The sequence below is a fragment of the Streptomyces sp. HNM0575 genome, from assembly GCF_012726265.1.
Classification (GTDB): Bacteria; Actinomycetota; Actinomycetes; order Streptomycetales; family Streptomycetaceae; genus Streptomyces.
Map to the genome: position 1 here is coordinate 11,633 of NZ_JAASAG010000007.1, position 24,225 is coordinate 35,857.

17 protein-coding genes and 1 pseudogene are annotated in these 24,225 nt (G+C 73.3%); 4 read left to right on the top strand and 14 right to left on the bottom strand.

Going from position 1 to position 24,225, the window contains the following annotated elements; genetic code table 11:
• Nucleotides 1-139 precede the first annotated feature (139 nt).
• The 7 genes and pseudogenes from nhaA to HCC61_RS17580 all read right to left on the bottom strand — a co-directional run bounded on the left by nhaA (nt 140) and on the right by HCC61_RS17580 (nt 10,769).
• Complete coding sequence (gene nhaA, locus HCC61_RS17545; RefSeq protein ID WP_169136446.1) at nt 140-2,035, bottom strand: Na+/H+ antiporter NhaA; 1,896 nt, start codon at nt 2,033-2,035, stop codon at nt 140-142.
• Between the two features lie 89 nt (nt 2,036-2,124).
• On the bottom strand, nt 2,125-2,655 hold the full coding sequence (locus tag HCC61_RS17550; RefSeq protein WP_169136447.1) for a TerD family protein: 531 nt from the start codon (nt 2,653-2,655) through the stop codon (nt 2,125-2,127).
• Between the two features lie 208 nt (nt 2,656-2,863).
• Entirely contained in the window at nt 2,864-5,869 is a 3,006-nt protein-coding gene (locus HCC61_RS30790; protein ID WP_240969087.1) for a M20/M25/M40 family metallo-hydrolase, read from the bottom strand.
• Nucleotides 5,870-6,093: 224 nt separating this feature from the next.
• Nucleotides 6,094-6,933 (bottom strand): annotated as a pseudogene (locus HCC61_RS31520) (SDR family oxidoreductase); the annotation flags it as partial.
• Between the two features lie 242 nt (nt 6,934-7,175).
• Nucleotides 7,176-8,564, bottom strand: coding sequence for an MFS transporter (locus tag HCC61_RS17570; protein ID WP_169136448.1), 1,389 nt, complete (start codon nt 8,562-8,564; stop codon nt 7,176-7,178).
• Nucleotides 8,564-9,523, bottom strand: coding sequence for a polysaccharide deacetylase (locus HCC61_RS17575; RefSeq protein ID WP_346777277.1), 960 nt, complete (start codon nt 9,521-9,523; stop codon nt 8,564-8,566). The genes HCC61_RS17570 and HCC61_RS17575 overlap by 1 nt, the downstream gene beginning before the upstream one ends.
• A 262-nt stretch (nt 9,524-9,785) precedes the next feature.
• On the bottom strand, nt 9,786-10,769 hold the full coding sequence (locus HCC61_RS17580; protein ID WP_169136947.1) for an Lrp/AsnC family transcriptional regulator: 984 nt from the start codon (nt 10,767-10,769) through the stop codon (nt 9,786-9,788).
• Between the two features lie 298 nt (nt 10,770-11,067).
• Here HCC61_RS17580 and HCC61_RS17585 point away from each other — a divergent pair, with 298 nt between their 5' ends.
• On the top strand, nt 11,068-11,514 hold the full coding sequence (locus HCC61_RS17585) for a DUF1992 domain-containing protein (RefSeq protein WP_169136450.1): 447 nt from the start codon (nt 11,068-11,070) through the stop codon (nt 11,512-11,514).
• A 120-nt stretch (nt 11,515-11,634) separates the two neighbouring features.
• Here the strand turns inward: HCC61_RS17585 and HCC61_RS17590 are convergent, their stop codons facing one another.
• Nucleotides 11,635-11,928, bottom strand: coding sequence for a hypothetical protein (locus HCC61_RS17590; RefSeq protein WP_169136451.1), 294 nt, complete (start codon nt 11,926-11,928; stop codon nt 11,635-11,637).
• Nucleotides 11,929-12,398: 470 nt separating this feature from the next.
• On the opposite strand from HCC61_RS17590, the gene HCC61_RS17595 reads away from it, so the two are divergent.
• Nucleotides 12,399-12,728: a GNAT family N-acetyltransferase gene (locus HCC61_RS17595; protein WP_346777253.1), complete on the top strand. Its 330-nt coding sequence runs from the start codon at nt 12,399-12,401 to the stop codon at nt 12,726-12,728.
• A gap of 118 nt (nt 12,729-12,846) precedes the next feature.
• Complete coding sequence (locus HCC61_RS17600; protein ID WP_169136948.1) at nt 12,847-13,920, top strand: pirin family protein; 1,074 nt, start codon at nt 12,847-12,849, stop codon at nt 13,918-13,920.
• Here the strand turns inward: HCC61_RS17600 and HCC61_RS17605 are convergent, their stop codons facing one another.
• The 3 genes from HCC61_RS17605 to HCC61_RS17615 form a co-directional block, all read right to left on the bottom strand.
• Entirely contained in the window at nt 13,921-15,465 is a 1,545-nt protein-coding gene (locus HCC61_RS17605; protein WP_346777254.1) for an FAD-dependent oxidoreductase, read from the bottom strand.
• A 325-nt stretch (nt 15,466-15,790) separates the two neighbouring features.
• Entirely contained in the window at nt 15,791-16,732 is a 942-nt protein-coding gene (locus HCC61_RS17610) for a TIGR01777 family oxidoreductase (RefSeq protein WP_169136454.1), read from the bottom strand.
• 167 nt (nt 16,733-16,899) lie between these two features.
• Nucleotides 16,900-17,418 (bottom strand): DUF4240 domain-containing protein, encoded by a 519-nt coding sequence (locus tag HCC61_RS17615; protein ID WP_169136950.1) that lies wholly within the window; start codon nt 17,416-17,418, stop codon nt 16,900-16,902.
• 231 nt (nt 17,419-17,649) lie between these two features.
• Here HCC61_RS17615 and HCC61_RS17620 point away from each other — a divergent pair, with 231 nt between their 5' ends.
• Nucleotides 17,650-18,603: an SDR family oxidoreductase gene (locus tag HCC61_RS17620; protein ID WP_169136455.1), complete on the top strand. Its 954-nt coding sequence runs from the start codon at nt 17,650-17,652 to the stop codon at nt 18,601-18,603.
• Nucleotides 18,604-18,637: 34 nt separating this feature from the next.
• On the opposite strand, the gene HCC61_RS17625 is transcribed toward HCC61_RS17620, so the two are convergent.
• From HCC61_RS17625 to HCC61_RS17635, 3 genes are all read right to left on the bottom strand, one after another.
• Nucleotides 18,638-19,846, bottom strand: a complete 1,209-nt coding sequence (locus HCC61_RS17625; protein ID WP_169136456.1) for a WYL domain-containing protein — start codon at nt 19,844-19,846, stop codon at nt 18,638-18,640.
• A 250-nt stretch (nt 19,847-20,096) separates the two neighbouring features.
• On the bottom strand, nt 20,097-22,901 hold the full coding sequence (aceE, locus tag HCC61_RS17630; protein WP_169136457.1) for a pyruvate dehydrogenase (acetyl-transferring), homodimeric type: 2,805 nt from the start codon (nt 22,899-22,901) through the stop codon (nt 20,097-20,099).
• Between the two features lie 453 nt (nt 22,902-23,354).
• On the bottom strand, nt 23,355-24,221 hold the full coding sequence (locus HCC61_RS17635) for an amidohydrolase family protein (RefSeq protein WP_169136458.1): 867 nt from the start codon (nt 24,219-24,221) through the stop codon (nt 23,355-23,357).
• Nucleotides 24,222-24,225 lie beyond the last annotated feature (4 nt).

Sequence of the window (24,225 nt, forward strand, 5' to 3'; positions counted from 1 at the left end):
CTTCTCTCGCGGCTTCGGCGCCCGACCGGTGTCGGTGTCGTCGTGTTCCCGCAGCGTATGGACGGACCCACGCGCACCGGCGCAGCACACGCGGAGCGGCGACGGGTGGGCGACGGGCCCGCGACGGCCCGGCCGCGCGCTAGTCGCCGCCGATGTCGGCCCGCACCCGTGCCGCGCGCACCGCCGCGTGCAGTCCCGCGCTGTCGTAAGAGCCTTGGTGGCGGCGGCCGTTGACGAAGAAGGTGGGCGTGCCCGACACCCCGCTCTCATCGGCCGACTCGATGTCCTCGGCGATGCGGTCCGCTCCCGTACGGGCCCGCAGATCCGCGCGGAAGCGTTCGGTGTCCAGGCCCAGCGCCTCCGCCTGGCGGATCAGCAACGGCACGCTGGTCTCCTCCTGGTTGGCCAGCAGCCAGTCGTGCATCTCCCAGAACGCCCCCTGCACGCCCGCCGCTTCGGTCGCCTCCGCTCTCAGCTGCGCGTTGGGGTGCACGTCGTGCAGCGGCAGGTGGCGCCACACGTGGCGTACGTCGTCCCTGCCGCTCAGCAGCGCCCGGATGACGGGTTCCGCTCCGGCGCAGTACGGGCATTCGTGGTCGCCGTACTCGACGAGGGTGACCGTGGCGTCCTCCGGCCCGCGCACATGGTCGCGCTCGTGGTCGACCTCGGTGGTCAGGTCGAGGAGGGGAGCGGAGGTGCCGAGCAGCGCCCGGCCCTTCAGGCGGTGCGGCAGCATCGCCGTCGCACGCGAGACGCCCCAGGTGACGAGGGACGCGCACAGCGCCGCGCTGAGCACGCCGATCTTCGCCTCGTCCAACTGCGGCCCGCGGAAGGCGAGTCCGGCGATCAGCAGCGAGACGGTGAAGCCGATGCCAGCGATCGTCCCGCCGCCCGCGGCCGCCGCCCAGCCGACCGGGGGACGCAGCCTGCCGCCGCTCAGCCGCGTCACCAGCCACGAGACGCCGACGATGCCCACGGGCTTGCCCGCGACGAAGCCGACGAGGATGCCGAGCGTGACGGGCGAGGAGAACGCACGGGAGAGCAGCTCACCGGTGATCGGCACGCCCGTGTTGGCGAGCGCGAACAGCGGCACGATCACATAGCTCGTCCACGGGTGGAACAGGTCCTGCAACCGGTCGTTGGGCGAGATGGCCGCCGCGAGCCCGACCCGCGCCGTGCGGGCCAGCTCCCCCGTCGGCTGCTCGCGGAAGAGGCGGAAGAGCCCGCTGGCCCGCTCCAGGTCGCCGCGGGCGGCGGGATACGCGTACGTCAGCAGTCCCAGCACCAGGCCCGTGACGACCGGGTCCACACCGGATTCCAGCATCGCGACCCACAGGGCGACGCCCAGCACGGCGTATGCGAAGCCGGAGGAGACGGTGGCGTACCGCAGCAGCAGCACGACCAGCAGCAGCCCGACCGCCGTCAACAGCGGTACGGCGGCGACGTCTTCGCTGTACACGAGGGCGATGACGGCCAGCGCGAGCACGTCGTCGACGACGGTGAAGGTGAGCATGAAAGCGCGCAGCCGGCGCGGGAAGCGCGGGCCCACCAGGGCGAGCATGCCCAGCGCGAAGGCCGTGTCCGTCGACATCGCCGCGCCCCAGCCCTGCGCGGAGTCGCGGCCCGCGTTGAACGCCAGATAGATCGCGACGGGCACGAGCATGCCGCCGATCCCCGCGAGCGCGGGCAGGGCGACCCGGCGCCGCTCCCGCAGGTCGCCCATGTCGAACTCGCGTCGCGCCTCCAGCCCGACCACGAAGAAGAAGAACGTCATGAGCCCGCTGTTGACCCAGTCGTGCAGGTCGAGCGAGATCCGGTCGTCCGAGACGCCGACGAACAGCCTCGTCGACCACAGCCGCTCGTACGAGCCGAAGTCGACGTTCGCCCAGATCAGCGCGGCGAGCGTCGCGGACAGCAGCACGGCCGCGCTGCCCGTCTCGGTGCGCAGGAAACGGCGCAGCGGCTGGTGGAGGCTCGCCCAGGGCGTCGTCCCACCGGTCGGCTCACTGTGGGAAGACCCCCGGGAATCGCTCATTCCGCAAGTCTGTCCCGTGGCCCGGCCCCGGCACAGCACCGGGGGTGTGCGTCGGAGACCCGCTGGTGACGCCCGGTGGTGACGCCCGGTCAGGACTGCTTGCGGCCCATCTCCCGCGCGAAGGACTCAGGCTCCGTGTCGAAGCCGACGACGCCGCCGTCGAGGTGCCACGCCCCGCCCTCGGCCCGCACGAACTCGGCGACCGTCGCCGCCGTCGAGTCCGGCACGCCCGAGAAGTCGTCCTCGGCCAGCTTGTCGTACCCCTCGGAGATCTCGACCTCGGTGCTGGAGACGTCGCCGAACGTCAGGCGCCCCGACTGCTGCTGGATCGCGACGCCCACCACGACGCGGACGAATGACGGCGCGAGCCGCTCCAGCTCCAGCGTCATGGCCTCGTCGGGACCGAAGCCCTGGCCGGTACGGCTGTCCCTGTTGAGGGTGATCGTGCCGTCGGGGGCCCGGCTGTCGAAGTGGACGAGATACTCCGGCTCCCCGTACGGATCGTCCGAGGTGTAGGTCGCAGCGACCAGGTCGAGGTCGTGCACCGGTGCGCCCATGGGAGCGGGGTCCCACTTCAGCGTCACCTCTACCTTTTCGAGGCCCTTGTTCAGACTGCTCACAGACGTCCCCTCCCGGTCCGGAACGCAGCGGACACCGACCGCCCCCACTGGATCAAACACTGGATCAACTGTACTGCCGGAAAAGGGCGGTTGACGTGCCGGGCGCGGCTTCTCCGCTACCACGCACATGCCGGAGCGGCACCCGGGGGGCGACCGTCCCGGCGCTCGGGGAGGGTCCGGACCGTCGCCCGTCCCGGAGCCGCGAGGGTCACCCCGCGAACGCGGCCAGCACTCCCGCCGCCAGCGCCGCGCGCTCCGTCATGCCGGTGACCGTCGTGTGTTCCGTACGGGCGTGCGCGCCGGCGCCGACCGCGCCGAGGCCGTCGAGCACCGGAACGCCCGCCGCGAGCACGAAGTTGCCGTCGCTCGCGCCGCCCACCGAGGTCTCCCGCAGAGCGAGCCCGAGGGGCTCGGCGCAGGCACGGGCAAGGCCGTAGAGGCGGGCCACCCCGGGGGTGCGCTCGAAGACGGGACGGTTCCACTCGCCGGTGACCGTCACCTTCGTACGGGGGTTCACGGGAGACACCGTCGTGAGGGCGGCCTCGACGCGCTTCTGCTCCGCGGTGGAGGCGACGCGTACGTCGAAGTCGGCGACCGCGCGCCCGGCGGTGACGTTGCTGCGCGTACCGCCGTGCAGGACGCCGACGTTGACGGTTGTTCCGGCCGAGAGGTCGGACAGGGCGCTCAGTTGCAGCACCTGGTGTGCGGCCTCCTCGACGGCGCTGGCACCCGCGGCCGGGTCGAGGCCCGCGTGCGCCTCCACGCCGTCGACGGTGAGCCGGAACAGGCCGACGCCCTTGCGGGCCGTCTTGACCGCGCCGTCCGCTGCCGCCTCGAAGACCAGCGCTGCGCGCGAACCGGCGGCCTCGGCGACGATCGCGTCGCTGGAGGCGAGGCTGCCGGTCTCCTCGTCACCGTTGAGCATCAACGTGCAGGCGGGGCGCGGCAGTCCGAGCGCGTCCAGCGCGCGCAGCGCCCACACCGCCTGCACCAGCCCGGCCTTCATGTCGAAGACGCCCGGCCCGTGTATCCGGTCCTCCTCGCGCCGGAACGGCCACTCCGCCAGGGTGCCGGTGGGCCACACCGTGTCGTAGTGGGCGAGCAGCAGTACGGGACGGGCCTCGCCGTTCCCCGGTGCCGTACGGGAGGCCGGGTAGCGGCGTACGACCACGTCGCCGGCGACGGCGCCGGCGTCCCCGCGCACCAGCCGCTCCTCGGTGATCCCGGTGTCTCCCGGTGCGCCGAGCGACTCGTCCAGCCAGCCTCGCAGCCACTCCAGGCAGGAGTTCAGCTCCTCGCGGTCGTCGCTGGAGCTGCCCTGCGCGGTGTACGCGGCGAGGTCGCGGACCATCTCCTCGCGGCGCTCCTCCAGCCACGCGTGCACGGAACGGGCCTCGCCGCCGCTGAGCCGGGCACCGGAGGGGAGGCCGCCGGGCGGAGCGGGCGCCGCTGTCGCCGCTGTCGCCGCTGTCGCGGCGGACTCGGCCGACCTGGCAGACCTGGCCGATCCGGCGCGCTCGGCCGTCCCGGCGTGGGAGACCCCCGCCGTCCCGGGGGGCTCGGCCGACCCGGTGTGGGAGATCCCTGCCTTCCCGTCGGCCTCCGCCGACCCGTTGGGCTCCGCGGTCCTGCTGGGCTCCGTTGTCGCGGCGGGCTTAGCCGTCGCGGCGGACCCGGCCGACCCGGTGTGGGAGACCCCCGCCGTCGCGGCGGGCTCGGCCGACCCGGTGTGGGAGGGCCCCGCCGTCCCGGCGTGGGAGGGCCCCGCCTTCCCGTCGGCCTCCGCCGACCCGTTGGGCTCCGCGGTCCTGCTGGGCTCCGTTGTCGCGGCGGACCCGGCCGTCTCTGTGCGGGAGATCCCTGCCTTTCCGTCGGCCTCCGCCGCCGCGGCGGGCACGGCGAACTCGGCGGGCGCCGCTGTCGCGGCGGCCGACCTGGGAGACCTGGCCGACCCGGTGCGGGAGGGCCCCGCCGTCTCGGCCGTCTCGGCCGTTCCGGCGTGGGAGATCCCCGCCGTCCCAGCGGGCTCGGCCGTCCCGGTGGCCTCCGCGGTCCTGCTGGGCTCCGCTGTCGCGGCGGGCTCAGCCGTCGCGGCCGACCCGGCCGTCCCAGCATGGGAGACCCCCGCCGTACCGGCGGGCCCCGTCGCACCCGCGGGCCGTAGGCCCGCTTCCGTCGTCAGGCGGTCCAGTTCGTACAGGCGGGACTCCGACATCCCCCCGGGGTCCGCCTCCAGCTCCCGGAGGCCGTCGATGACCGCACGCAGCACGGGCGTTGCGATGCCCGCGTGTTCCGCTTCCGCGAAGACCGTCGCGTAGTGCGTGGTCACCTCGACGGGGCGGCGGCGCACCACGATGTCGCGCCAGATGCCGCTGCGGTCCTTCGGCTGGGTGCGCAGCCAGGCCGTGAGCCGGTCGGTGGCCGCCTCCCGTACGCCCGCAGGGGTGCCCTCGCGGAAGGCCTGCGCCTCGAAGGCGTCGAACGGTTCGAGCCGTATGCCCAGGGTCCCGGCGACGGCGAAGATCTCGTGCACCAGCGCGTACATCGCCTCGCGGTGACGGTCGATCAGGTCGGCCATCGCGTCGTCCGCGAGGGAGGTCGCGGCGAGCATCGCGCCGAAACCGGCCTTGGCCCACAGGTAGCCCTCGACGTTGTCGGTGGCGTGGGCGGGTCCCCAGGCCTGGAGGTCGCCGACCAGGCGGCGTACGCGCTCCGAGACGGGTGCGCCGTCGGGCTCGCCCACGACGAACGCGCCGGGGCCGCCGTCGCGTACGACCCCCGGCCCGGTCACGTCCGCGAAGATGTTCACGAACGCGGCGACGGTGCGTTCCGCGCCCAAGTGCCGTGCGATCAGTGCCTCGTTGAAGCCGTTCTGCACGGAGACGGCATAGCCGTCGGGCGCGAGCCTCGGCGCGATCCAGCGCACCGCGCCCTCGGTGGCCTGCGCCTTGACGGCGAGCAGCACGCGCGTGAGCTGCCCGGGGTGCGGTCCGCCGTGTTCCGTTTCGAACTCCGCGGGCGTGACGGCGGGCACGCGTACGGCCGTGAAGCCGCCGTTCCCGTGCTCGACCGTCAGGCCGCGCTCCCTGATCGCCGCCACGTGCTCGGCGTCGGAGTCGACGACGGTGACGGGATGCCCCGCGCGGGCGAGGCTGTGCGCGATGGTGCCGCCTATGGCGCCACCGCCGACGACCGTGTACGCGTGGCCCCTCATGTGCTGCTTCCTTCCGGCTGGTGCTCGCTCGGTGACTGCCGCCCGCTTCCCGGCCGGTGCTCGCCCGGCGTCGCCGCGTACCGCCCGTGCGGCGCGTGAGCCGGCGCCTCGTCGACGGGCTCCACGTCAACAGGCCGTACGTCGACGGGCCGTACGTCAACAGGCCGTACATCAGCCTGTGTTGAGCCGACGGGCGGTGCGCCGGCGTGTGCCGGGTGACCGGCCGGAGGCCACAGCCGCGGCAGTCGGCCCGCGCCCGCGGCCGAGCCGCCGTCGACGCGCAGGATCTCCCCGGTGATCCACGCGGCGTCCTCTCCCGCGATCCAGCGCACCGCGCGTGCGACGTCGCGCGGAGTGCCGGGCCGTCCGAGGGGATTGTCGGACACTGCCGCCGCGTACTCAGGCGCGACCGGATTGCAGTCGCTCGCGACCGGTACGAAGCCGGGGCTGACGGCGTTGACGCGGATCCCGTGCGGGCCGAGTTCGAGGGCCGCGGCCCGTGTCGCCATCTCCAGCGCCGCCTTGGACGAGGCGTACGGGCCGCCGCCGGGACGGGCGCGCAGGGCCGCGCCGGAGGAGATGTTGACCACCGAGGCCGTACGGGAGGCCGCCACCGCACGGCGGGCGAGCGCGGCCGTGGCGAGCGCGGGAGCCCGCGAGTTGAGGGCGAAGATCCGGTCCCACAGCTCCACGCCGCCGGGCCGTGCGGATCCCGCCGCGCGGGAGCCGGCGCCGCCGGGCACGCCGCCGTTCGTATCGCCGCCCGGCTCGCCGGCGGCGTCTTCGCTCGCGTCGCAGCTCACGTCGATCATGTCGAGCGACGGGTAGATGCCCGCGGCGTTGACGAGGACGTCGACGGCGCCCCGCGAGTCCCAGGCACGGTCCACGGCCTCGCACGGGCCCTCCGGCGAGGAGAGATCCGCGGTGATGTGCCCGGCGTCCAGCGCCTCGGCCGCCGCCGCGAGCCCGTCGCGGTCGATGTCCACCAGGGTGAGCACCGTGCCCTCGTCAGCGGCGAATTCCTCCGCGACGGCGCGGCCGATGCCTCCGGCCGCACCCGTCACGACGACGTGCCTCGGAGCCGCCTCCGCCTCCGCGCGCTCCGCCGCGTTGCGTCCCGGTTCCGCGCGTTCCGGTTCCGTGTGCTGCGGTTCCGTGTGCTGCGCCGCGTCGCGTCCTGCCTCCGTACGTCCCGCCTCCGCGCGCTCACGCGCGTCCCGCTGCGCCGCGTCGCGCTCCGGTTCCGCGCGCTCACGCGCGTCCCGTTCCGGCGCCCGTTCGGGCCGCGCGCCCGGGGTCCCCGCCATCAGTCGAACTCCTTGTTCTTCGTCTCCGGCATCGTCAGATAGACGACGAGGGAGATCAGCGCCGCGGCCGAGACGTAGAGCCAGACCATCCCTCCGTGACCCGCGTCGTTGAGCCAGGTCGTCACGTACGGGGCCGTGCCGCCGAAGAGGGCGACGGCCAGCGCGTACGGCAGGGCGATGCCCGTGGCGCGCACCTCCGGCGGGAACTGCTCGGCCATGATCACCGCGCAGTTCGCGGAGTAGCCGAGGATCAGCAGCATGCCCGTCAGCTGCACGAAGAACAGGCTCGCGAAGCTGTTGCTCAGCATGTGCAGCAGCGGCCACGACAGCACGACGAAGCCCCCGGCGAACCCGGCCATCGTGGGCTTGCGCCCGACGCGGTCCGAGAGCTTCCCGATGAACGGCAGCAGCGCGATGAAGATCGCCAGGCAGATGGTCTGCGACAGCAGCGCCTTGTCCATGGGGATTCCGGTCGCGAGGTTCGCGTACGTCGGCAGGTAGGTGATCCACACGTAGTAGGTGAGGGTGCCCGCGACGGTGATGCCGACGACGCGCAGCGCGGCGCCCGGATGCTCGCGGAACATCGCGCCGAGCGGATTGCGCCGCGAACGCCCGCTGTCCGCGGCCTCGTTGAAGGACGCCGTGTCCTCCACGGAGACCCGCAGCCACAGCCCGACCAGTCCCAGCAGCCCGCCGGCGACGAACGCGGCGCGCCAGCCCCACGAGTGCAGCGCACCGTCGCTGAGCGTGGACGTCAGCACGGTGCCCAGCAGCGACGCGATGAGCGTGCCCGCGCCGACGGAGACCTGCTGCCACGAGCCGGCGAACGCGCGGCGCCCGGCCGCCGCCGACTCCACGAGGAAGGCCGACGAGGAGCCGAACTCGCCGCCCGCCGAGAAGCCCTGGACCAGCCGCGCGATCAGCAGCGCGACGGGCGCGGCTACGCCTATCGCCCCGTAGCCCGGTGTCAGCGCGATCACGAAGGACGCGCCCGCCATCAGCCCGACGGTGAGCGTGAGGCCCTTCTTGCGGCCGAAGCGGTCCGCGTACGCGCCGAGCACGGCGGCGCCAACGGGCCGTACGACGAAGCCCACGGCGAAGACGGCGAGCGTGGAGAGCAGCGCCACGGCGCCCTCGGCCTTCGGGAAGAACACCTCCGAGATGACCTTCACGAAGATCGAGTAGAGCGCCCAGTCGACCCACTCGACGGTGTTGCCGATGGTGCCCGCCAGGATCGCCTTGCGCTGGGCGCGGGTGAGGCGGGCGCCGGACTGCGCGGTGCCGCCGGTGCCGCCGGACTCGCCTGGGCCGCCGGACTCGCCTGAGCCGCCTGAGCCGCCTGAGCCGCCGGGGCCGGTGGGGGACGGGGAAGAGGTGTCGGTGCTCATCAGGGCTGCTCCGTCGGTGCGTTGGAGGCGGAGGCGGAAGCGGAGGTGGAGCCCGCGCCGGGCCGGGGGCCTGCCTGGGGTCCGGGCTCCGGCGCCGGGCCGGGTTCGTTGAGCCGGTCGCGGGCGGCGCCGGCCAGCTGGTCGTGGGTCGCGAACCACACGTCGCGGTGTGCGCCGATGTGGTCGAGCAGTTCCCGCAGCACGACCAGGCGGGAGCGGTGCCCGATGACGTGCGGGTGGAGGGTGAGCTGGAAGACGCCGCCGTCGCGGTACGCCGCGTCGAACTCGTCCTTCCAGATCTCCAGCACGTCGCGGGGGCGGGTGTAGGGGCGCAGCGCGCCGAAGCGGTCCATGGTGAAGTACGGGGCGTCGTCGCGGATCCAGTCCACGGGGATCTCCACCAGACCCGTGGCCCTGCCGCCCGCCAGCACCTCGTACGGCTCGTCGTCGGCCATCAGCGACGAGTCGTAGCGGAAGCCGAGTTCGAGGATCGTCTCCAGCGTGGAGTCGGAGAAGTCCCATGAGGGCGTGCGGATTCCGGCGGGCGTCCGCCCGGTGATGTCGGTGAGGGTCTCCAGCGCGCGGCGGATGAGGGTCCTCTCGTCGTCGGCGCCGAGCAGGGTGTTCCGCTCGTGTATCCAGCCGTGCACGCCGACCTCGTGGCCCTCCTGCACATAGCGGCGGGCCTCGTCGGGGTGGAGGAGGGCGGAGACGGCGGGCATGAAGAACGTCGCGGGGGCGCCGAAGCGCTCCAGCAGCTCCAGCACGCGTCCTGCGCCCTTGCGTGCCCCGTACTCGCCCTGTGCGAGCAGGCCGGGACTGGTCTCGCCGTCGCGCAGCGGGATCGTCTCGTGGTCGGAGTCGAAGGAGAGCGCGACGGCGACGCGTGCGCCGCCGGGCCAGCGCGGCGGCAGCAGCGAACGGCCGGCGCGCACGGCCTCGACGTGGCCGCGCCACACCGCTTCGGGCCACTGCCAGGAGGGGGCGGCGCCGGTCCCGGGGGCGGTCTCGGGGGCCGCGGTTCCGGCGGTGGGTTCAGGAGCGTCCGGCGGGGATCCGGCGGGGACTTGAGCGGACAAGGAGGTGCCTCACAGGGGATTCGGGCCTACGGCGAAACGAAGGGAGACGAAGGAGGACGAAGGGAAAAGAAGGGAAACGGAGGGGAACGGAGGGGGGACTGGGCGGGGCGGTGCGGGCGCCGGCACCGGCGCCCGCGACCGGCTAGGCGTCGAACTGGTCCATGCGGGTCCACGCGCCCTTGAGGGTCACGAGATGGAGCGTCACGTCCGAGCCGTTGAGGCCCGGCAGCGCGCCGATGACCTCGTCGGTGTAGCGGAAGAGATCGGTGCGGCGCGGCAGCACCATGTGGCCGACCAGATTGAATCTGCCGGTGGCCGCCGCGAGGAACTTCGTCCCGGGGTGCTTGGCCAGCTGCCGTCCGGCGGCCTCCAGGCGTCCCGGGTCGATGGAGAGCCAGAGCATGAACTCCGCCTCGTAGCCGAGCAGCGCGGGCTCCGCGAGGGTGCGGAAGTGCAGGCTGCCGCGGGCGACCATGCGCTCCAGGGCACGCGCGACGCTGGATTCGCTGCGGTCGAGGTTCCGGGCGATGGTGGTGACCGGAAGCCGCCCGTCGGTGGCGAGTTGACCGACGACGGCGCGTTCGAGTCCGGTGAGCGGCTGCGGTGCCTTGTCCCAGTCCACGCGCTCGCACGAGGGCGTTCGCGCCGGCCGCAGATCCGCCACCGCCTCCTCGGGCAGCAGCCCCGTGTCCCACATCGCCGCGGAGGAGAAGGTGCGGATGACCGCGACGTGCTCCGTGCCCGAGATCAGATGTGCGCCCGGCAGATCCGTGTAGAGGAGGCGCAGCAGCTCCTCGTTGTCGCGGGCGACGAAGTCGACGATCAGGTCGGCGGTGCCCGTGACGAGGGCGAGGAACCGCACCTCGGGGCACTCGGCCAGCAGCTCCGCCAGCTCCAGGCCCTTTCCGGGGCGGGCCTGCATGCGTACGAGCATCGACGAGCCGCCGCCCGTGCGGTCCAGCTCGACGGCGCCGACCACATGCAGCAGCCTGCGCTCCCGCAGGGCGTTGAAGCGGCGCTGGGCGGTGGATTCGCTCGTCCCCGCCCAGCGGGCTATCCCGGCCCAGGGAGCACGGCCGTTGAGCTGGAGCGCCGCGATGATGCGGCGATCCAGCGCATCGATCATGCCGGCGTCGGCTCGGGGAGTCATGAGGCCGGACGTTAGGCAGGGGCCCGGGGAGCGTCAATGCCGGAATCCCTCACCGGAGAGCGGCCGGAGCCGGTGATCGGCCGCATCCGCCTTCGTGGAGGCCGGGAAAAGCCAGCCTCCGGGTCCGTGTGACGTCCGTTACGGCGTGCGGGATTCCGGCGGAAGAAATTCGGAGATTCCGGAGACGGCGCCCGCCGGGGCGTGCGGGGCAGGGCCGCCCCGGTCCCGTCCACGGGCACTGCCGGGACCGCCCCCGCCGCGGGACAATGACCCTATGACCGAACGGAAGCCGCCGGGCGTCACCTTCGAGACCTGGGTCGACAGGCAGATCCGCGAGGCCGAGGAGCGCGGCGACTTCGCGGACCTCCCGGGCGCGGGGAAGCCCCTCCCGGACGCGAACGCGCCGTACGACGAGAACTGGTGGCTGAAGCGGAAGCTGCGCGACGAGGGCGTCTCCCATCTGCCCGCCTCCCTCGCGCTCCGCAAGGAGGCCCAGGACGCGCTGGAGGCCGCCTCGCGCGCACGCACGGAGAAGGAGGTGCGGCGGATCGTCGGCGCGATCAACGACAAGATCCGTGAGGCCGTACGACGCCCCCTGTCGGGGCCGCCGCACAACCTGACGCCGTACGACGTGGACCGGATCGTCGCCGAGTGGCGCGAGGGCCGGGAGCAGGGCGGTGCGCGCGAGCGCGACCGGAGGCGCGAGCGCGAGCAGGACTAGGCGAACGTACGGGCACGGCGAACGTACGGGCACGGTGAACGTACGGGCAGGGCGAACTACCGGCACAGCGAACGTGCGGGCGGCGCGCGGGAGTTGCGGGCCGCCCGCACGGACGTCATGTCACGGCAGCAGTGAACGCACCAGCCTGCACGTCGCACCGGACGGCGGGTGCACGCCGATACGGGCGGCCGTGCGGCGGATCGTCTCGTCGCGGGCCTGGCCCGGTGTGTAGACGCCGGAGTCGAGCAGGGCGATGGCTATGCGCATCGCCTTCAACTGCCGGTTGTGCGAGACGTACCACTCCCGCGGGCGGCCGGCCGGGAGCCGTTTCTTGGGGAGCGCGCCGGCGGGCGGAGCGGGGAAGGCGAGGGGCAGTGCGGGCGTCGTCCGGTGGCTGGCTGTGGCTGCGGTCATCGGCGACCTCCGTGAACGTCGGGACGCTGGTCACGTGTTGACGTGCGGATGTGTGAACGAGCCTGTACGAGCGCTGCGTTCTGGTTCCCAGAATACCGCCCGGCACTGACATCGGCGCCGCCAACGTCCCTGGTGGGAAGGGAAGTTGGGAGAGGTGTTCGATTTGTTCGCGGGGCCGGTCCGTGCCCTCGGGCCCACTGCGCTCACTGCGTCCACTGCGTCCACTGCGCCCGCTGATGTCCCGCCCGTCCCGTGCGACGGTGCCCGAGGGCATCCGTATCCGCCCGCCGCCGCGCCGGTCCGTTCGCCCCGGGAGTCACGCGCTCCCGCCGGGGTACTCCCCACTCCGGCCGCCCGGTCCGGTCATGTCCCGGTCCGGTCACGTCCTGGTCCGGTCACCCGCTGTCCGGCACACACCGTCCGGCCGTCCAGTCCGTATGAGAGCCAGTCCGTATGAGAGGAGGACCCCCGTGAGCGATGAGCACGCCGGGGACATCCGCGTCACCGAGCATCCCGACCGCGGCCGTTTCGAGGTGACGGTCGACGGCAGGCCCGCCGGGTTCGCCGCGTACGAGCGCCACCGGGGCCGGGTGGACCTCACGCACACCGAGGTCGACTCCGCCTACCAGGGGCGGGGAGTGGCGGGCCGTCTGGCCGCGGGTGCGCTGGACCGACTGCGGGCCGAGGGGGCGCAGGTGACGCCGTCGTGCCCGTACATCGCCGAGTACATCCGCCGGCACCAGGAGTATCTGGATCTCGTCGACGAGGACCACCGCGACGAGGTCACCGCGGCCTCCTGACGGGTCCCGGTGCGGCCCCGCTTCGAACGTCCGTGACGGCCCTGGCTCGCGGCGGAATAATTGAAAGCCGAACTACATTCTCCGTGTGTACTGCTTCACCGGCACTCAGGAGGTCACCATGCCGGCCGTCACGGCGGACACCCTCGCCCTGCCCCGCATCCCGTCGCCCGCCGCGGAGGGCACCCGGTGGCGGGGCGTCGCCAAGACCGTCACCGCGCGCCGCCAGTTCGAAGGCGAAGGCTTCGAAGTCCGGCGCCCCTTCCCGGGGATGGACCTCACGGCCACGGATCCGTTCCTGCTGCTGGACCACCTCGGAGCCGTCGAGTACGGACCGGGCGAGGCCAAGGGCGCACCGTGGCACCCGCACCGCGGTTTCGAGACGGTGACGTACATGCTCGACGGCGCCTTCGAGCACACCGACTCCACTGGCGGCGGCGGTCTGATCACCGAGGGCGCCACCCAGTGGATGACCGCGGGCGCCGGAGTGCTCCACTCCGAGCTGCCGCCGCAGGACTTCGTCGCCAAGGGCGGCCTGTTCCACGGAGTCCAGCTCTGGGTCAACCTGCCCAAGGCGCTGAAGTGGACCCCGGCCCAGTACCAGGACATCACCGCCGGGCAGACGGTTCTGCTCTCCAGCGAGGACGGCGGCAGCCTGCTGCGGCTCATCGCGGGCGATCTCGCCGGACACCAGGGCCCCGGCGTGACCCGCACCCCCATCACGTACGTGCACGCCACCGTCAGTCCCGGTGCGCGGCTCGCCCTGCCGTGGCCCGAGGACTTCAACGCGCTGGTGTACGTGCTGGCCGGGCGCGGCACCGTCGGCACCGAGCGGCGGCCGCTGGCCGAGGGGCAGCTCGCGGTACTCGGGCCCGGCGAGGCGCTGACCTTGCAGGCCGCCGACGGCCAGGACTACAACGGCAGCCGCGGCGGCTGGGAGGTACTGCTGCTGGGCGGACTGCCTATCCGCGAACCGGTCGCCCGCTACGGCCCGTTCGTGATGAACACCAAGGCGGAGATCATCCAGGCGGTCGAGGACTTCCAGAACGGGCGGCTCGGCACCAGCGCACCCCGTGCACGGCCGCTGCCCCACCGCACCGCCGGCGATACGCCGCTGGACGGCGGGAGCGACGGCCGCGGGACCGGTGGCGGGACCGAAGGCGGCGGCACCGACCGCGGCGGGACCGACGGTTGATCACGCCGCGGTGCTGAACGGCCGGTCCCCTTCCGGCACCGGCAGCCCGAAGTCGCGCAGCACCTCGTGCGCCGCCCGCCGTCCCGAGACGAGCGCGCCCTGCGCCGTACTGGTGTCGCGGTGCTCCCCGCACACGTAGAGACCGGAGAGCACCCGCACCGGGCGGCGCAGATCGTGCGGCGGCGGCATGGCCGGAACCGCCTGCGGATCGTGGTGCGCGGCGAGCAGGCTCCAGCGCCCGGACGGTACGCCGTGCAGCGAGGCCAGTTGCGTACGGGCCGCCGCGTCCAGCGCCGCCACGGGCTCCGCGGCCGCCGCGCCCAGCACCACCGAGGTCACCAGGCTCGCGCGTCCGGGACGCGCACGTACCGGATCGACCGCCGAGGCCGCCCACGAGTGCGACACCGGCCCGTGCCTCGCCGCGTCGCCGTCGACGAGCAGCGAGGGCGGCAGCGGCGACGTCCCGTCGACGGCGTGGTGCAGCACGGTCACAGGGTGGAAGTCCGGCACCCGCAGCCCGGGCAGCAGCTCGCCCGCGTCGGCGGCGTTGGTGGCGACGACGACGGCACGGCACGCGAGGGTGCCGTGGTCGCGGGTGGTCACGGAGTTCGTGGTGACGGACAGGGCCGTGACGTCCGTACGTATGGTCCCCTCGGGCAGCGCCGCCGCCAGCAGCTCCGGAACGGTCGCCATGCCGCCCGCGGGAAGGCAGCAGCCGCCCCGTACGAAACCGCGCAGCGTCAGGTCGGCGACCCGGCTGGAAGTCGTCAGTGCGGGATCGGAGAGCAGCGCGGACAGCAGCGGGCGCACCAGCGACCCGACGGTGCGGGTGGGCAGGCCGCGCGCCGACAGGGCCTGGGCGGCGGGGAGTTCGGTACGGGAGAGCAGCCGGTCGGAGGGGACCGCTGCGAAGCGTGCGAGGGCGCCGCGCAGCCGTGCGTGGTCGAGGGCGCCGGCCCTGCCGTGGCCCTGGCGGGACATGCCCCAACTGGCGCGGCTGCGGGCGCCGGTGAGGGCGCGTGCGGTGGTGAGTGCGCCCCTGGTGCGCCGCTCGGTGCGCTCGATGCGGCCGGTGCGCTCGGTGCGTGCGGTGCGCCCGGTACGCGCGCCGTCCTCGGTCTCCGCGCGTTGCACCGCCGTCCTCGGCACGTCCTGCGGCACGTCACCGCGTCTCGGCGCGAGGCCCAGCGGGAGACGCCCCACGGTGCGGCGCAGATCGCCTATCCGGTGCGTACGCCCGCCGGCGCGCAGCAGGGCGCCCGGAGCGAAGGGGCGCAGCTCCAGCGCGGCGAGCGCGGGCAGCCGCCGGAACTCCGGCCAGTCCGGGCACAGCAACCGCCCGCAGCGGTCCAGCAGATAGCCGTCGACGCTCTCCGTGCTCATCCGGCCGCCCACCCGGGAGGCCGTCTCCAGCACCGTGACGTGCAGTCCCGCGTCCGAGAGATGGTTCGCGGCCGCGAGGCCCGCGAGGCCCGCCCCGATGACGACGACATCGGCGTCGGGGGTCCGTGTGCGGCCGGAGGGTGCTGTCTCGCTGGAGCGCACGTTGCCTCCCGTGGTCGGCGCGCGGTGCGGGGCCGTCCTGCTTCCGTGCTGTGCGCGCAGAGCCTTCGCAGCACGTCCGCAGTGCTCGGGGCGGACCATCTGCGCAGTGCCTGCGTCTGCTTGCGTACTGCCCGGACCGGCGCTGGTGAACCGTGAGTATCCGGACTCTACGCAGCCGCCCCGTCGCGGTCAGTGGCACACGGGCAGAGCACGGGCGCACAGCGGTCGCACACCGCTTCCATCAGGCCACCGGCACGGTCCGCGGCCCGTTCGGCGGCGGCGCGGCGCCCCGGGACGGGCTCGGGCGGACGCGCAGGCCGTGCCGTCAGCGCAGTGCGGCGCGTACCGCGTCTTCGATGCCGGGAAACGCGAAGCCGAACCCCGAATCGAGCAGCCGCTTCGGCACCACGCGCTGGCTGCCCAGCACGTCCTTGGAGAAGTCGCCCAGAGCGGCCCGCAGCACCGGCGCCGGCACCGGCAGCACGGCCGGGCGGTGCAGTACGCGTCCCATCGCGGCCGTGGCCTCACGGTTGGTGACGGGCTCGGGCGCGGTCAGGTTGAACGGGCCCGACAGATCGTCCCGGTCCAGCAGATGACGCAGCGCGGCGATGTGGTCGTGCAGCGCGATATGGCTCCAGAACTGGCGGCCGCTTCCCATGCGGCCCCCGACGCCCGCCTTGAAGATGCGGAACAGCGGCCCCCACGCGCCGCCCTCGCGGGCCACGACCAGACCGGTACGGGCGAAGACGGTGCGGATCCCGGCCTCCTGCGCCGCCGCGGCCGCCTCCTCCCACTCGACGCAGACGTTCGCGAGGAAGTCGTCGCCGGGCGGCGCGCTCTCGTCGACGGCACGGTCGCCGGTGTCGCCGTAGTAGCCGACGGCGGTGCCGACGATCAGCGTGCGCGGCGGGTCGTCGAGCGAGGCCAGCGCGTCGGCGACGGTGGCTGTCCCCAGCACCCGGCTGTCGCGGATCTCCTTCTTGTACGCCGGAGTCCAGCGCCGGTCGCCGACTCCCGCGCCCGCGAGGTGGACGACGGCGTCGCAGCCGGCGAGGCCGCCGGCCTCCACCCAGTGCCCCTTGGGGTCCCACATGACCTCCGACGGCGGGGGGCCGCCGGGTGCCGTGGCGCGCCCCGCGTTCTCGTAGCGCCGTGCGTCCTGTGAGGAACGCCGCCGCAGCCGGACGATGTCGTGCCCGTCCGCACGGAGCGAGCGGCAGAGAGCCGTGCCGATGAGGCCGGTGGAACCGGTGACCGCGATACGCATGAGGTCATCCTGCCGTCTGCGCCCGCTGCGCTGAAGCGCCGCGCACCGCACGGATGTTGAGACGGGGCTCCTCCGGGGGTTCCGCGGCGCGGTCACGGGGACATCCGCCCCCTCCGGCTTGCGCTCCCGGCCCCCGTCCACGCCAGGGACATACCGGTGCGCGCGGCCTAGCCGCGGAAGCGGTCCCAGAGCTTGGGCAGGCGTTCGGCGAGGGCGGTGTCGTCCTCCAGGTTGAGGGAGACGCCGGTCGGATCCTCGGGCGGCTCGGGCAGGCCGAGGTCGGGCATGACGATGCCCGTCAACTGCTCGTACGCCTCGTCGGCGGCGTAGCCGAGGTCCTCCGCGTCGCCGTCCAGTTCCTCGTCGAAGCCCTCCAGCACGTCGGCGAGGGAGTCCGCGTCGTGCGCGGCGCTCTCGAAGACGTGCCGCCCCTGGCCGATGAGCCAGCAGCGGAAGGCGTCGAAGGCGTCGTCGCTCACTCCGTCCAGCAGGATCCAGGCGGCGGCCCACAAGTCCCACTGGCTGGCGCGGTTGTAGCGCGACTCGAAGTGCCGGGCGAAGAACATCACGGCGTCCGGATCGAGCCGCGTCAGCCTCTCGATGAGCAGGTCTGCCTGCTCCTCGGGGTCGCCCTCGGCGTCCTCGCGGGTCGAATCGATCAGCGCCCAGAACTCGGTCTCGTCCATCACGAACACAGCATCCGCCTCTTACCCGCCAGACGCACGCGGACTCCCCCTGATGCCGCCTTGTCGTTACCGGGGCGCGTCAAGGTCTCAATGTGCGGTTGTTGTGACCATCCCATGTGACGCCCGTAATGAGGTGCCGCGGAGAGAGCCGGAAAGCCCGACAGGGGATGTCCGGTTTCCGTGCGAGCGTGCTGTGCGCAGCGGTCGCCGAGGCACGAGGGAGGACGAACGGTGAGTACGGCACGGGCCCTGGCGGGCAAGGTCGCGCTGGTCGCGGGCGCCACGCGCGGAGCGGGCCGGGCGATGGCCGTGGAGCTGGGAAGAGCGGGCGCGACCGTCTACGCGACGGGCCGCACCACCCGCGAGCACGTCAGCGAGGTGGGCCGCGCGACCGAGACCGTCGAGGGCACGGCGGAGCTGGTCGACGAGGCCGGCGGAACGGGCGTCGCGGTGCCCACCGACCATCTGGAGCCCGGGCAGGTGCGGGCGCTGGTGGAGCGCATCGACGAGGAGCAGGGCCGCCTGGACGTCCTCGTCAACGACCTCTGGGGCGGCGACCGCCACGTCCAGTGGGACAAGAGGATGTGGGAGCACGACCTCCAGGAGGGCCTGCGCGTTCTGCGGCTCGGCATGGAGTCCCACATCGTCACGAGCCGCTATGCGATCCCGCTGCTCATCCGCCGGCGCGGCGGCCTCGTCGTCGAAGTCACCGACGGCACCGCGGAGTTCAACACCCGCTACCGCAAGCCCTTCTACTACGACCTCGCCAAGAGCGCCCCCATCAGGATGACGCTGGGCCTGTCCGAGGAGCTGCCGGAGTACGGAGCGACCGCCGTCTGCCTCACACCGGGCTGGCTGCGCTCGGAGTTCATGCTCGACACGGCGTTCAAGGTGACGGAGGAGAACTGGCGCGACGGCTGCGAGCAGAACCCGCACTTCGCGATCTCCGAGTCGCCGGTCTTCGTCGGGCGGGCCGTGGCGGCGCTGGCCTGCGCCCCCGACGTGGCGCGTTTCTGGGGGTACCGCCCGGGCCGCAGGCCCAGGGGGAGGTGTTCGCTCTCCAGCGGCGGTCTCGCCCAGGAGTACGGCTTCACCGACGTGGACGGCTCAGCGCCCGACGCCTGGCGCTACATCGCGGAGGTCGAGCAGGCGGGCAGGCCCGCCGACGTCACCGGCTACCGCTGACTCCGCTGCCCCCACGTATGACGGGCGGCGCGGATCACGGTCCGTGGGAGGCCGCCCGTTCCTCGTACAGGGCCGCCATGCGGACGGCCGTCTCCCGGAAGCGGGCGCGCAGTTCGGGCGGCTCCAGCACTTCGCACTCGCCGCCCAGCGCGAGGAGTTGGCTGTGTGCGACCTCCAGTGACTCCACGGCGAGGGTGACCGTGACGCTGCGGCCGGGGTGGGAACGGGCACCGGCGTAAGAGTCCGCGCCGGGGTCGGCGTCCGCCTCGGCGCCGGTGCGGGGGACCGGCACATGACCTGTTTCGTGCGCGGGTTCGTGACCTGGTTCGTGGGCCGTCCCGTGGCCCGGCTCGTGGCGGTGCGTCCCGCTGCCCCCGTGCGCCTGCGGTGGCGAGTGCGGTGCGTGCCCCGCCGCCGCCAGAGCCTCCTCCGCTGCCCTGCGGTCGGTGACGTGGCGCAGCCTCCGCGCCCCGGCCGCCGACAGCCGCAGCACCACCTCGTCCCGGAGGATCGACCGCGCGAACGCCGAGGAGCGCTCGTCCCAGAAGCCGGGGAGGTCGAACTCCTCGTCCCGTACGAAGCGTTGGCCCGTCTCCTCCACGCCCATGACCCTGTCCACGCGGTACACGCGGAGGTCGCCGCCCCCGGCAACCCGGGCCGCCAAGTACCAGACGCCCGCCTTGAGCACGAGCCCGTACGGCTCCAGCTCCCTCCCCCTGGGCCTTGCGGCCCGGGAGGTACCCCCAACCTCGTCCCCCCGGCGCCGATAGCACATCCGCACCACGCGGTCGTCCCATACCGCCTCCGCGAGCGCGGGCAGCTGCTTCGGCGGCTCCTCGGGCGGCTTCCACCAGCCCGGAGCGTCGAGATGGAAGCGCTGCGCCGCCGAAAGGTGCGCGTCGCTCAGCTCGGGAAGCAGCGCGGCCGACACCTTCAGCCGTGCCGCGGACGCCGCGTCCGCCAGGCCCATGTCCCGCAGCGCGCACGGCACTCCGGACAGGAACAGCGCCTCGGCCTCGCTGCGCCCGATGCCGGTCAGGCGCGTGCGGTAGCCGCCGACGAGCCGGTAGCCGCCGCTGCGCCCCCGGTCCGCGTACACGGGGACACCGGCCTCGGACAGCGCGAGCACGTCGCGGGAGACCGTACGTTCGGAGACCTCCAGCTCCGCGGCGAGTTCGGCGCCGGTCATGGCACGCCGAGTCTGGAGCAGAAGCACCATCTTGATCAGCCGGGCCGCACGCATGGCAGCATTCTGCGCCGCGCGGGTACGCCGGTGAACCGCTGGGGCGGCAGGTCCCCGCAGCCGGAGGCCGCAGGGCGGCGGGGACCTGCCGCAGGCCCGGCGAGGCAGTGAGCCCGCCGGGCCGGTCCTTGAACGCGCCCGCTCAGCCCGGTCCTTGAGCCCGGTCCTTGAGCCCGGCCCGTCAGCCGGGACCGTACGAGCCCGGTCCGCCAACCGGGACCGTACGAGCCCGGTCCGTCAGGGCCGGTGCTCACGCCAGGCCGTAGCGTTCCGCGGCCCGCCGCACCGTCTCCTGCTTGACCTCGCCCCGGCGCGCCAGCTGCGCCAGCGCCGCCACGACGACCGACTCGGCGTCCACCCCGAAGTGGCGGCGCACCGCCTCACGGGTGCCGGAAAGCCCGAAGCCGTCCGTGCCGAGCGACGTCCAGTCCTGCGGCACCCACTGGCTGATCTGGTCCGGTACGGCACGCATCCAGTCGCTGACCGCGAGCACCGGGCCCGGGGCGTCCGCCAGCACACGCGTCACATAAGGGATGCGCTCCTCGCCGCGCAGCTGCGCGGCGTCGCACTCCAGCGCGTCGCGCCGCAGCTCGCTCCACGACGTCGCCGACCACACGTCCGCGATCACCTCCCACTCCTCGGCGAGGAGCCGCTGCGCCTCCAGCGCCCAGTGGATCGCCGTACCGCTGGCGAGCAACTGGAGCCGGGGCGAGCCCGGTTCGGCCGCTGTGCCCTCGGCGCCCCCCTCGGCGCCCTCGGTGCTCTCGACGGCGCCCTCGCTGAAGCGGTAGAGGCCCTTGAGGATGCCCTCCTCCACGTGCTCGCCCGGGGGCTGCGCGGGCTGCGCCTTCGGCTCGTTGTAGACCGTGAGGTAGTAGAAGACGTCCTCGTTACGGGCCGGGTCGGGCCCGTACATGCGGCGCAGTCCGTCCTTGACGATGGCGCCCACCTCGTAGGCGAACGCCGGGTCGTAGGTGACGACGGCCGGGTTGGTGGACGCCAGCAGCGGCGAGTGACCGTCGGCGTGCTGGAGCCCTTCCCCCGTCATCGTCGTACGGCCGGCGGTCGCGCCGATGACGAAGCCCCGGCCCAACTGGTCGGCCAGCGACCAGAACTGGTCGCCCGTGCGCTGGAAGCCGAACATCGAGTAGAAGATGTAGAAGGGGATCATCGGCTCGCCGTGCGTCGCGTAAGAGGTCGCGGCCGCGGTGAAGTCCGCAAGCGAACCCGCCTCCGTGATGCCCTCGTTGAGGATCTGGCCGTCCGACGACTCCTTGTAGTAGAGGAGTTGGTCGCGGTCGACCGGGTCGTAGTTCTGGCCCAGCGGCGAGTAGATGCCGGCTGACGGGAAGAGGGACTCCATGCCGAAGGTGCGTGCCTCGTCCGGCACCACCGGCACCCAGCGCCTGCCGGTCTCCTTCTCCTTCATCAGGTCCTTCACCAGCCGTACGAACGCCATGGTCGTGGCGATCTCCTGGCTTCCGGAGCCCTTCTTCAGGGTCTCGAACGGCTTCGCCGACGGCTCGGGCAGGGCCACCGGGTGCACCTTGCGCGCGGGAGCGGGCCCGCCGAGCGCGGCCCGGCGCTCCTGGAGGTAGCGCACCTCGGGGGAGTCCTCGCCCGGGTGCGCGTACGGCACCAGCTCGTCGTTCAACCGGCTGTCGGGGATGGGGAGTTCGAGCAGGTCGCGCATCGCGCGGAACTCCTTGCCCGTCAGCTTCTTCATCTGGTGGTTGGCGTTGCGGGACTCGAAGCCCGGTCCCAGCGTCCAGCCCTTCACGGTCTGCGCGAGGATCACGGTCGGCGCGCCCTCGTGCTCGACGGCCGCCCTGTACGCGGCGTAGACCTTGCGCGGCTCATGGCCCGCACGCGAGGTGCGGAAACAGGCGCCGATCTTCTCGTCGCTCAACAGCCGTGCCATCTCGGCGAGTTGCGGGTCGGCGCCGAAGAAGTGCTCGCGGATGTACGCGGCGTCGCGGGTGGCGTACGTCTGGAACTGGGCGTCCGGCACCTCCCGCAGCCGCCGCACCAGGGCGCCGGTGGTGTCGAGCTGGAACAGCTCGTCCCAGTCGGTGCCCCACAGCGACTTCACGACGTTCCAGCCCGCCGCGCGGAACTGGGCCTCCAGCTCCTGCACGATCTTGAAGTTGGCGCGTACGGGCCCGTCGAGGCGCTGGAGGTTGCAGTTGACGACGAAGGTGAGATTGTCCAGCCGTTCACGTCCCGCCAGCGCGAGGGCGGCCGTCGACTCCGGCTCGTCCATCTCGCCGTCGCCGAGGAAGGCCCACACATGGGAGGCCGAGGTGTCCTTGATGCCGCGGTGCGTGAGATAGCGGTTGAAGCGCGCCTGGTACACGGCGTTGATCGGGCCGATGCCCATGGAGACGGTGGGGAACTCCCACAGCCAGGGCAGCCGGCGGGGATGCGGGTACGAGGGCAGGCCGCGGCCCTCCCCGGGCGAGGCGGTCTCCTGGCGGAAGCGGTCCAGATCGGCCTCGGTGAGACGCCCGTCGAGGAAGGCGCGGGCGTATATGCCGGGGGAGGCGTGGCCCTGGATGTAGAGCTGGTCGCCCGAGCCCGCGGCGGGTGAGCCCGGGGCGCCTTCCTTGCCGCGGAAGAAGTGCTGGAAGCCGGTCTCGTACAGCCAGGCGGCGCTCGCGAACGTCGCGATGTGCCCGCCGAGCCCGAAGCGGCTGCCGCGGGTGACCATCGCCGCCGCGTTCCAGCGGTTCCAGGCGGTGATGCGGGACTCCAGCTCCAGATCACCGGGGAAGTCCGGCTCGGCGGCGGTCGGGACGGTGTTGACGTAGTCCGTCTCCAGCGGCCTGATCGGCTGCGTCCCGCCGTGCGAGGTGTGCGAGGTGTGCGTGTCGTGCGAGGTCTGCGAGGCGTGCGTGGCGTGCTCCAGCACGCGGCGCATCAGGTACGCGGCGCGCTCGGGACCGGCGTGCGCGACGACGGCGTCCAGCGACTCCCGCCACTCGGCGGTCTCCTGCGGGTCGCGGTCCAGGAGCTGGTCGAGCTCGCTCGGACGGTTGCGTACGGGGCGGGGCATGGTGGCCACCTTCCGGACGGGACGGAGCGCGCGGGGGCGCGCACGGGGTGACGGGGCGGTGACGGGCCGGGGGTCTCCCGGGCCGGGAGCGGGGGCTCCGCGGGTCTTTCCCTGGTTGGCAGGACAGGGTTCGGCCCAGCGGTTTCGGACTGTACGCCTGCGATCGATGATCGATCAAAGGGTTTGGTGGAATTGGCATTCCGTGCCGCGAAAGTCGGCACGCGGTGCCGAGCCCACCCACCCACCCGTACTGCTCCGAGGGGTGCGCCACCCGGCGGCGCGAGGCCCGGCGGCGCGGCCCCGGGCGGCGCGGGGCGGCGCCGGCCGCGCGCGACTGCGGCTCGCGCCCTGGCCGTGCGGAGCCCGATGGCAATGCCCGACGCCGGAGCCCCACGTCAGAGCCCGGCGGCGCCGGAGCCCCGCGTCAGAGCCTGGCGGCGCCGGAGCCCCGCGTCAGAGGGCGAAGATTCTCGCCGCGTTGTCGTGGCAGACCGCGCGGAGCCATTCCGGGCCCAGGCCCGTGGACTCCAGTGCCCGCAGCGCCTCCCCGTACGTGTACGGGATGTTCGGGAAGTCCGTGCCGAGCAGCACGCGGTCGCCGAGGTCCGCCAGGCGTGGAAGGGCGCGGCGCGGGAAGGGCGCCGCCGCCTCGACGAAGGACGTGAACGCCATGGTCGTGTCGAGCATGACCCGCTCGTACCGTTCCGCCAGGGCGAGGAAGTCCTCGTACTCCGGCATGCCCAAGTGCGCGACGACCAGGGGCAGTCGGGGGTGCCGGTCGAGGAGCGTGGCGATCGGTCCGGGGCCGGTGAAGGGGCCCGGCGCGGGGCCCGACCCGCAGTGCGTCACCACCGGGACGTCCGCGTCGGACAGCAGCGCCCAGACTTCCTTCAGCGTCGGGTCGTTGGGGTCGTACGCGCCGACCTGGAGGTGGCTCTTGAAGACGCGCGCGCCCTGGTCCAGCGCGCGCCGCACGTCGTCGGCGGCGCTCGGCTCCGCGAAGAACGTCGCCGTGTGCAGGCAGTCCGGTGTGCGTGCGGCGAAGTCGGCGGCCCAGTCGTTGAGCCAGCGGGCCATGCCCGGCTTGTGCGGGTAGAGCATCGACGTGAAGGCCTTCACCCCGAACTCCCGCAGCAGCCGCAGGCGTTGCTCCTCCTCGTGCCGGTACGCGATCGGCCAGGGCTGTCCGACCAGCGGCCCGCCCGCGTCGAAGTAGGCCCACACCTTCGCCAGTACGCGTTGCGGCATGAAGTGCGTGTGTACGTCGATGAGCGAGTCCAGCCCCAGTGAGCGGCGGAACTCCCCGACCTCGTCCGGCATATGC

Excerpts from the sequence above, each read along its gene's own strand:
- HCC61_RS17625 (WP_169136456.1), bottom strand. The coding sequence starts at position 19,846 with ATGCGTGCGGCCCGGCTGATCAAGATGGTGCTTCTGCTCCAGACTCGG.
- HCC61_RS17590 (WP_169136451.1), bottom strand. The coding sequence starts at position 11,928 with ATGACCGCAGCCACAGCCAGCCACCGGACGACGCCCGCACTGCCCCTC.
- aceE (WP_169136457.1), bottom strand. The coding sequence starts at position 22,901 with ATGCCCCGCCCCGTACGCAACCGTCCGAGCGAGCTCGACCAGCTCCTG.
- nhaA (WP_169136446.1), bottom strand. The coding sequence starts at position 2,035 with ATGAGCGATTCCCGGGGGTCTTCCCACAGTGAGCCGACCGGTGGGACG.
- HCC61_RS30790 (WP_240969087.1), bottom strand. The coding sequence starts at position 5,869 with ATGAGGGGCCACGCGTACACGGTCGTCGGCGGTGGCGCCATAGGCGGC.
- HCC61_RS17615 (WP_169136950.1), bottom strand. The coding sequence starts at position 17,418 with ATGGACGAGACCGAGTTCTGGGCGCTGATCGATTCGACCCGCGAGGAC.
- HCC61_RS17600 (WP_169136948.1), top strand. The coding sequence starts at position 12,847 with ATGCCGGCCGTCACGGCGGACACCCTCGCCCTGCCCCGCATCCCGTCG.
- HCC61_RS17635 (WP_169136458.1), bottom strand. The coding sequence starts at position 24,221 with ATGCCGGACGAGGTCGGGGAGTTCCGCCGCTCACTGGGGCTGGACTCG.
- HCC61_RS17580 (WP_169136947.1), bottom strand. The coding sequence starts at position 10,769 with ATGATCGATGCGCTGGATCGCCGCATCATCGCGGCGCTCCAGCTCAAC.
- HCC61_RS17570 (WP_169136448.1), bottom strand. The coding sequence starts at position 8,564 with ATGAGCACCGACACCTCTTCCCCGTCCCCCACCGGCCCCGGCGGCTCA.
- HCC61_RS17585 (WP_169136450.1), top strand. The coding sequence starts at position 11,068 with ATGACCGAACGGAAGCCGCCGGGCGTCACCTTCGAGACCTGGGTCGAC.
- HCC61_RS17610 (WP_169136454.1), bottom strand. The coding sequence starts at position 16,732 with ATGCGTATCGCGGTCACCGGTTCCACCGGCCTCATCGGCACGGCTCTC.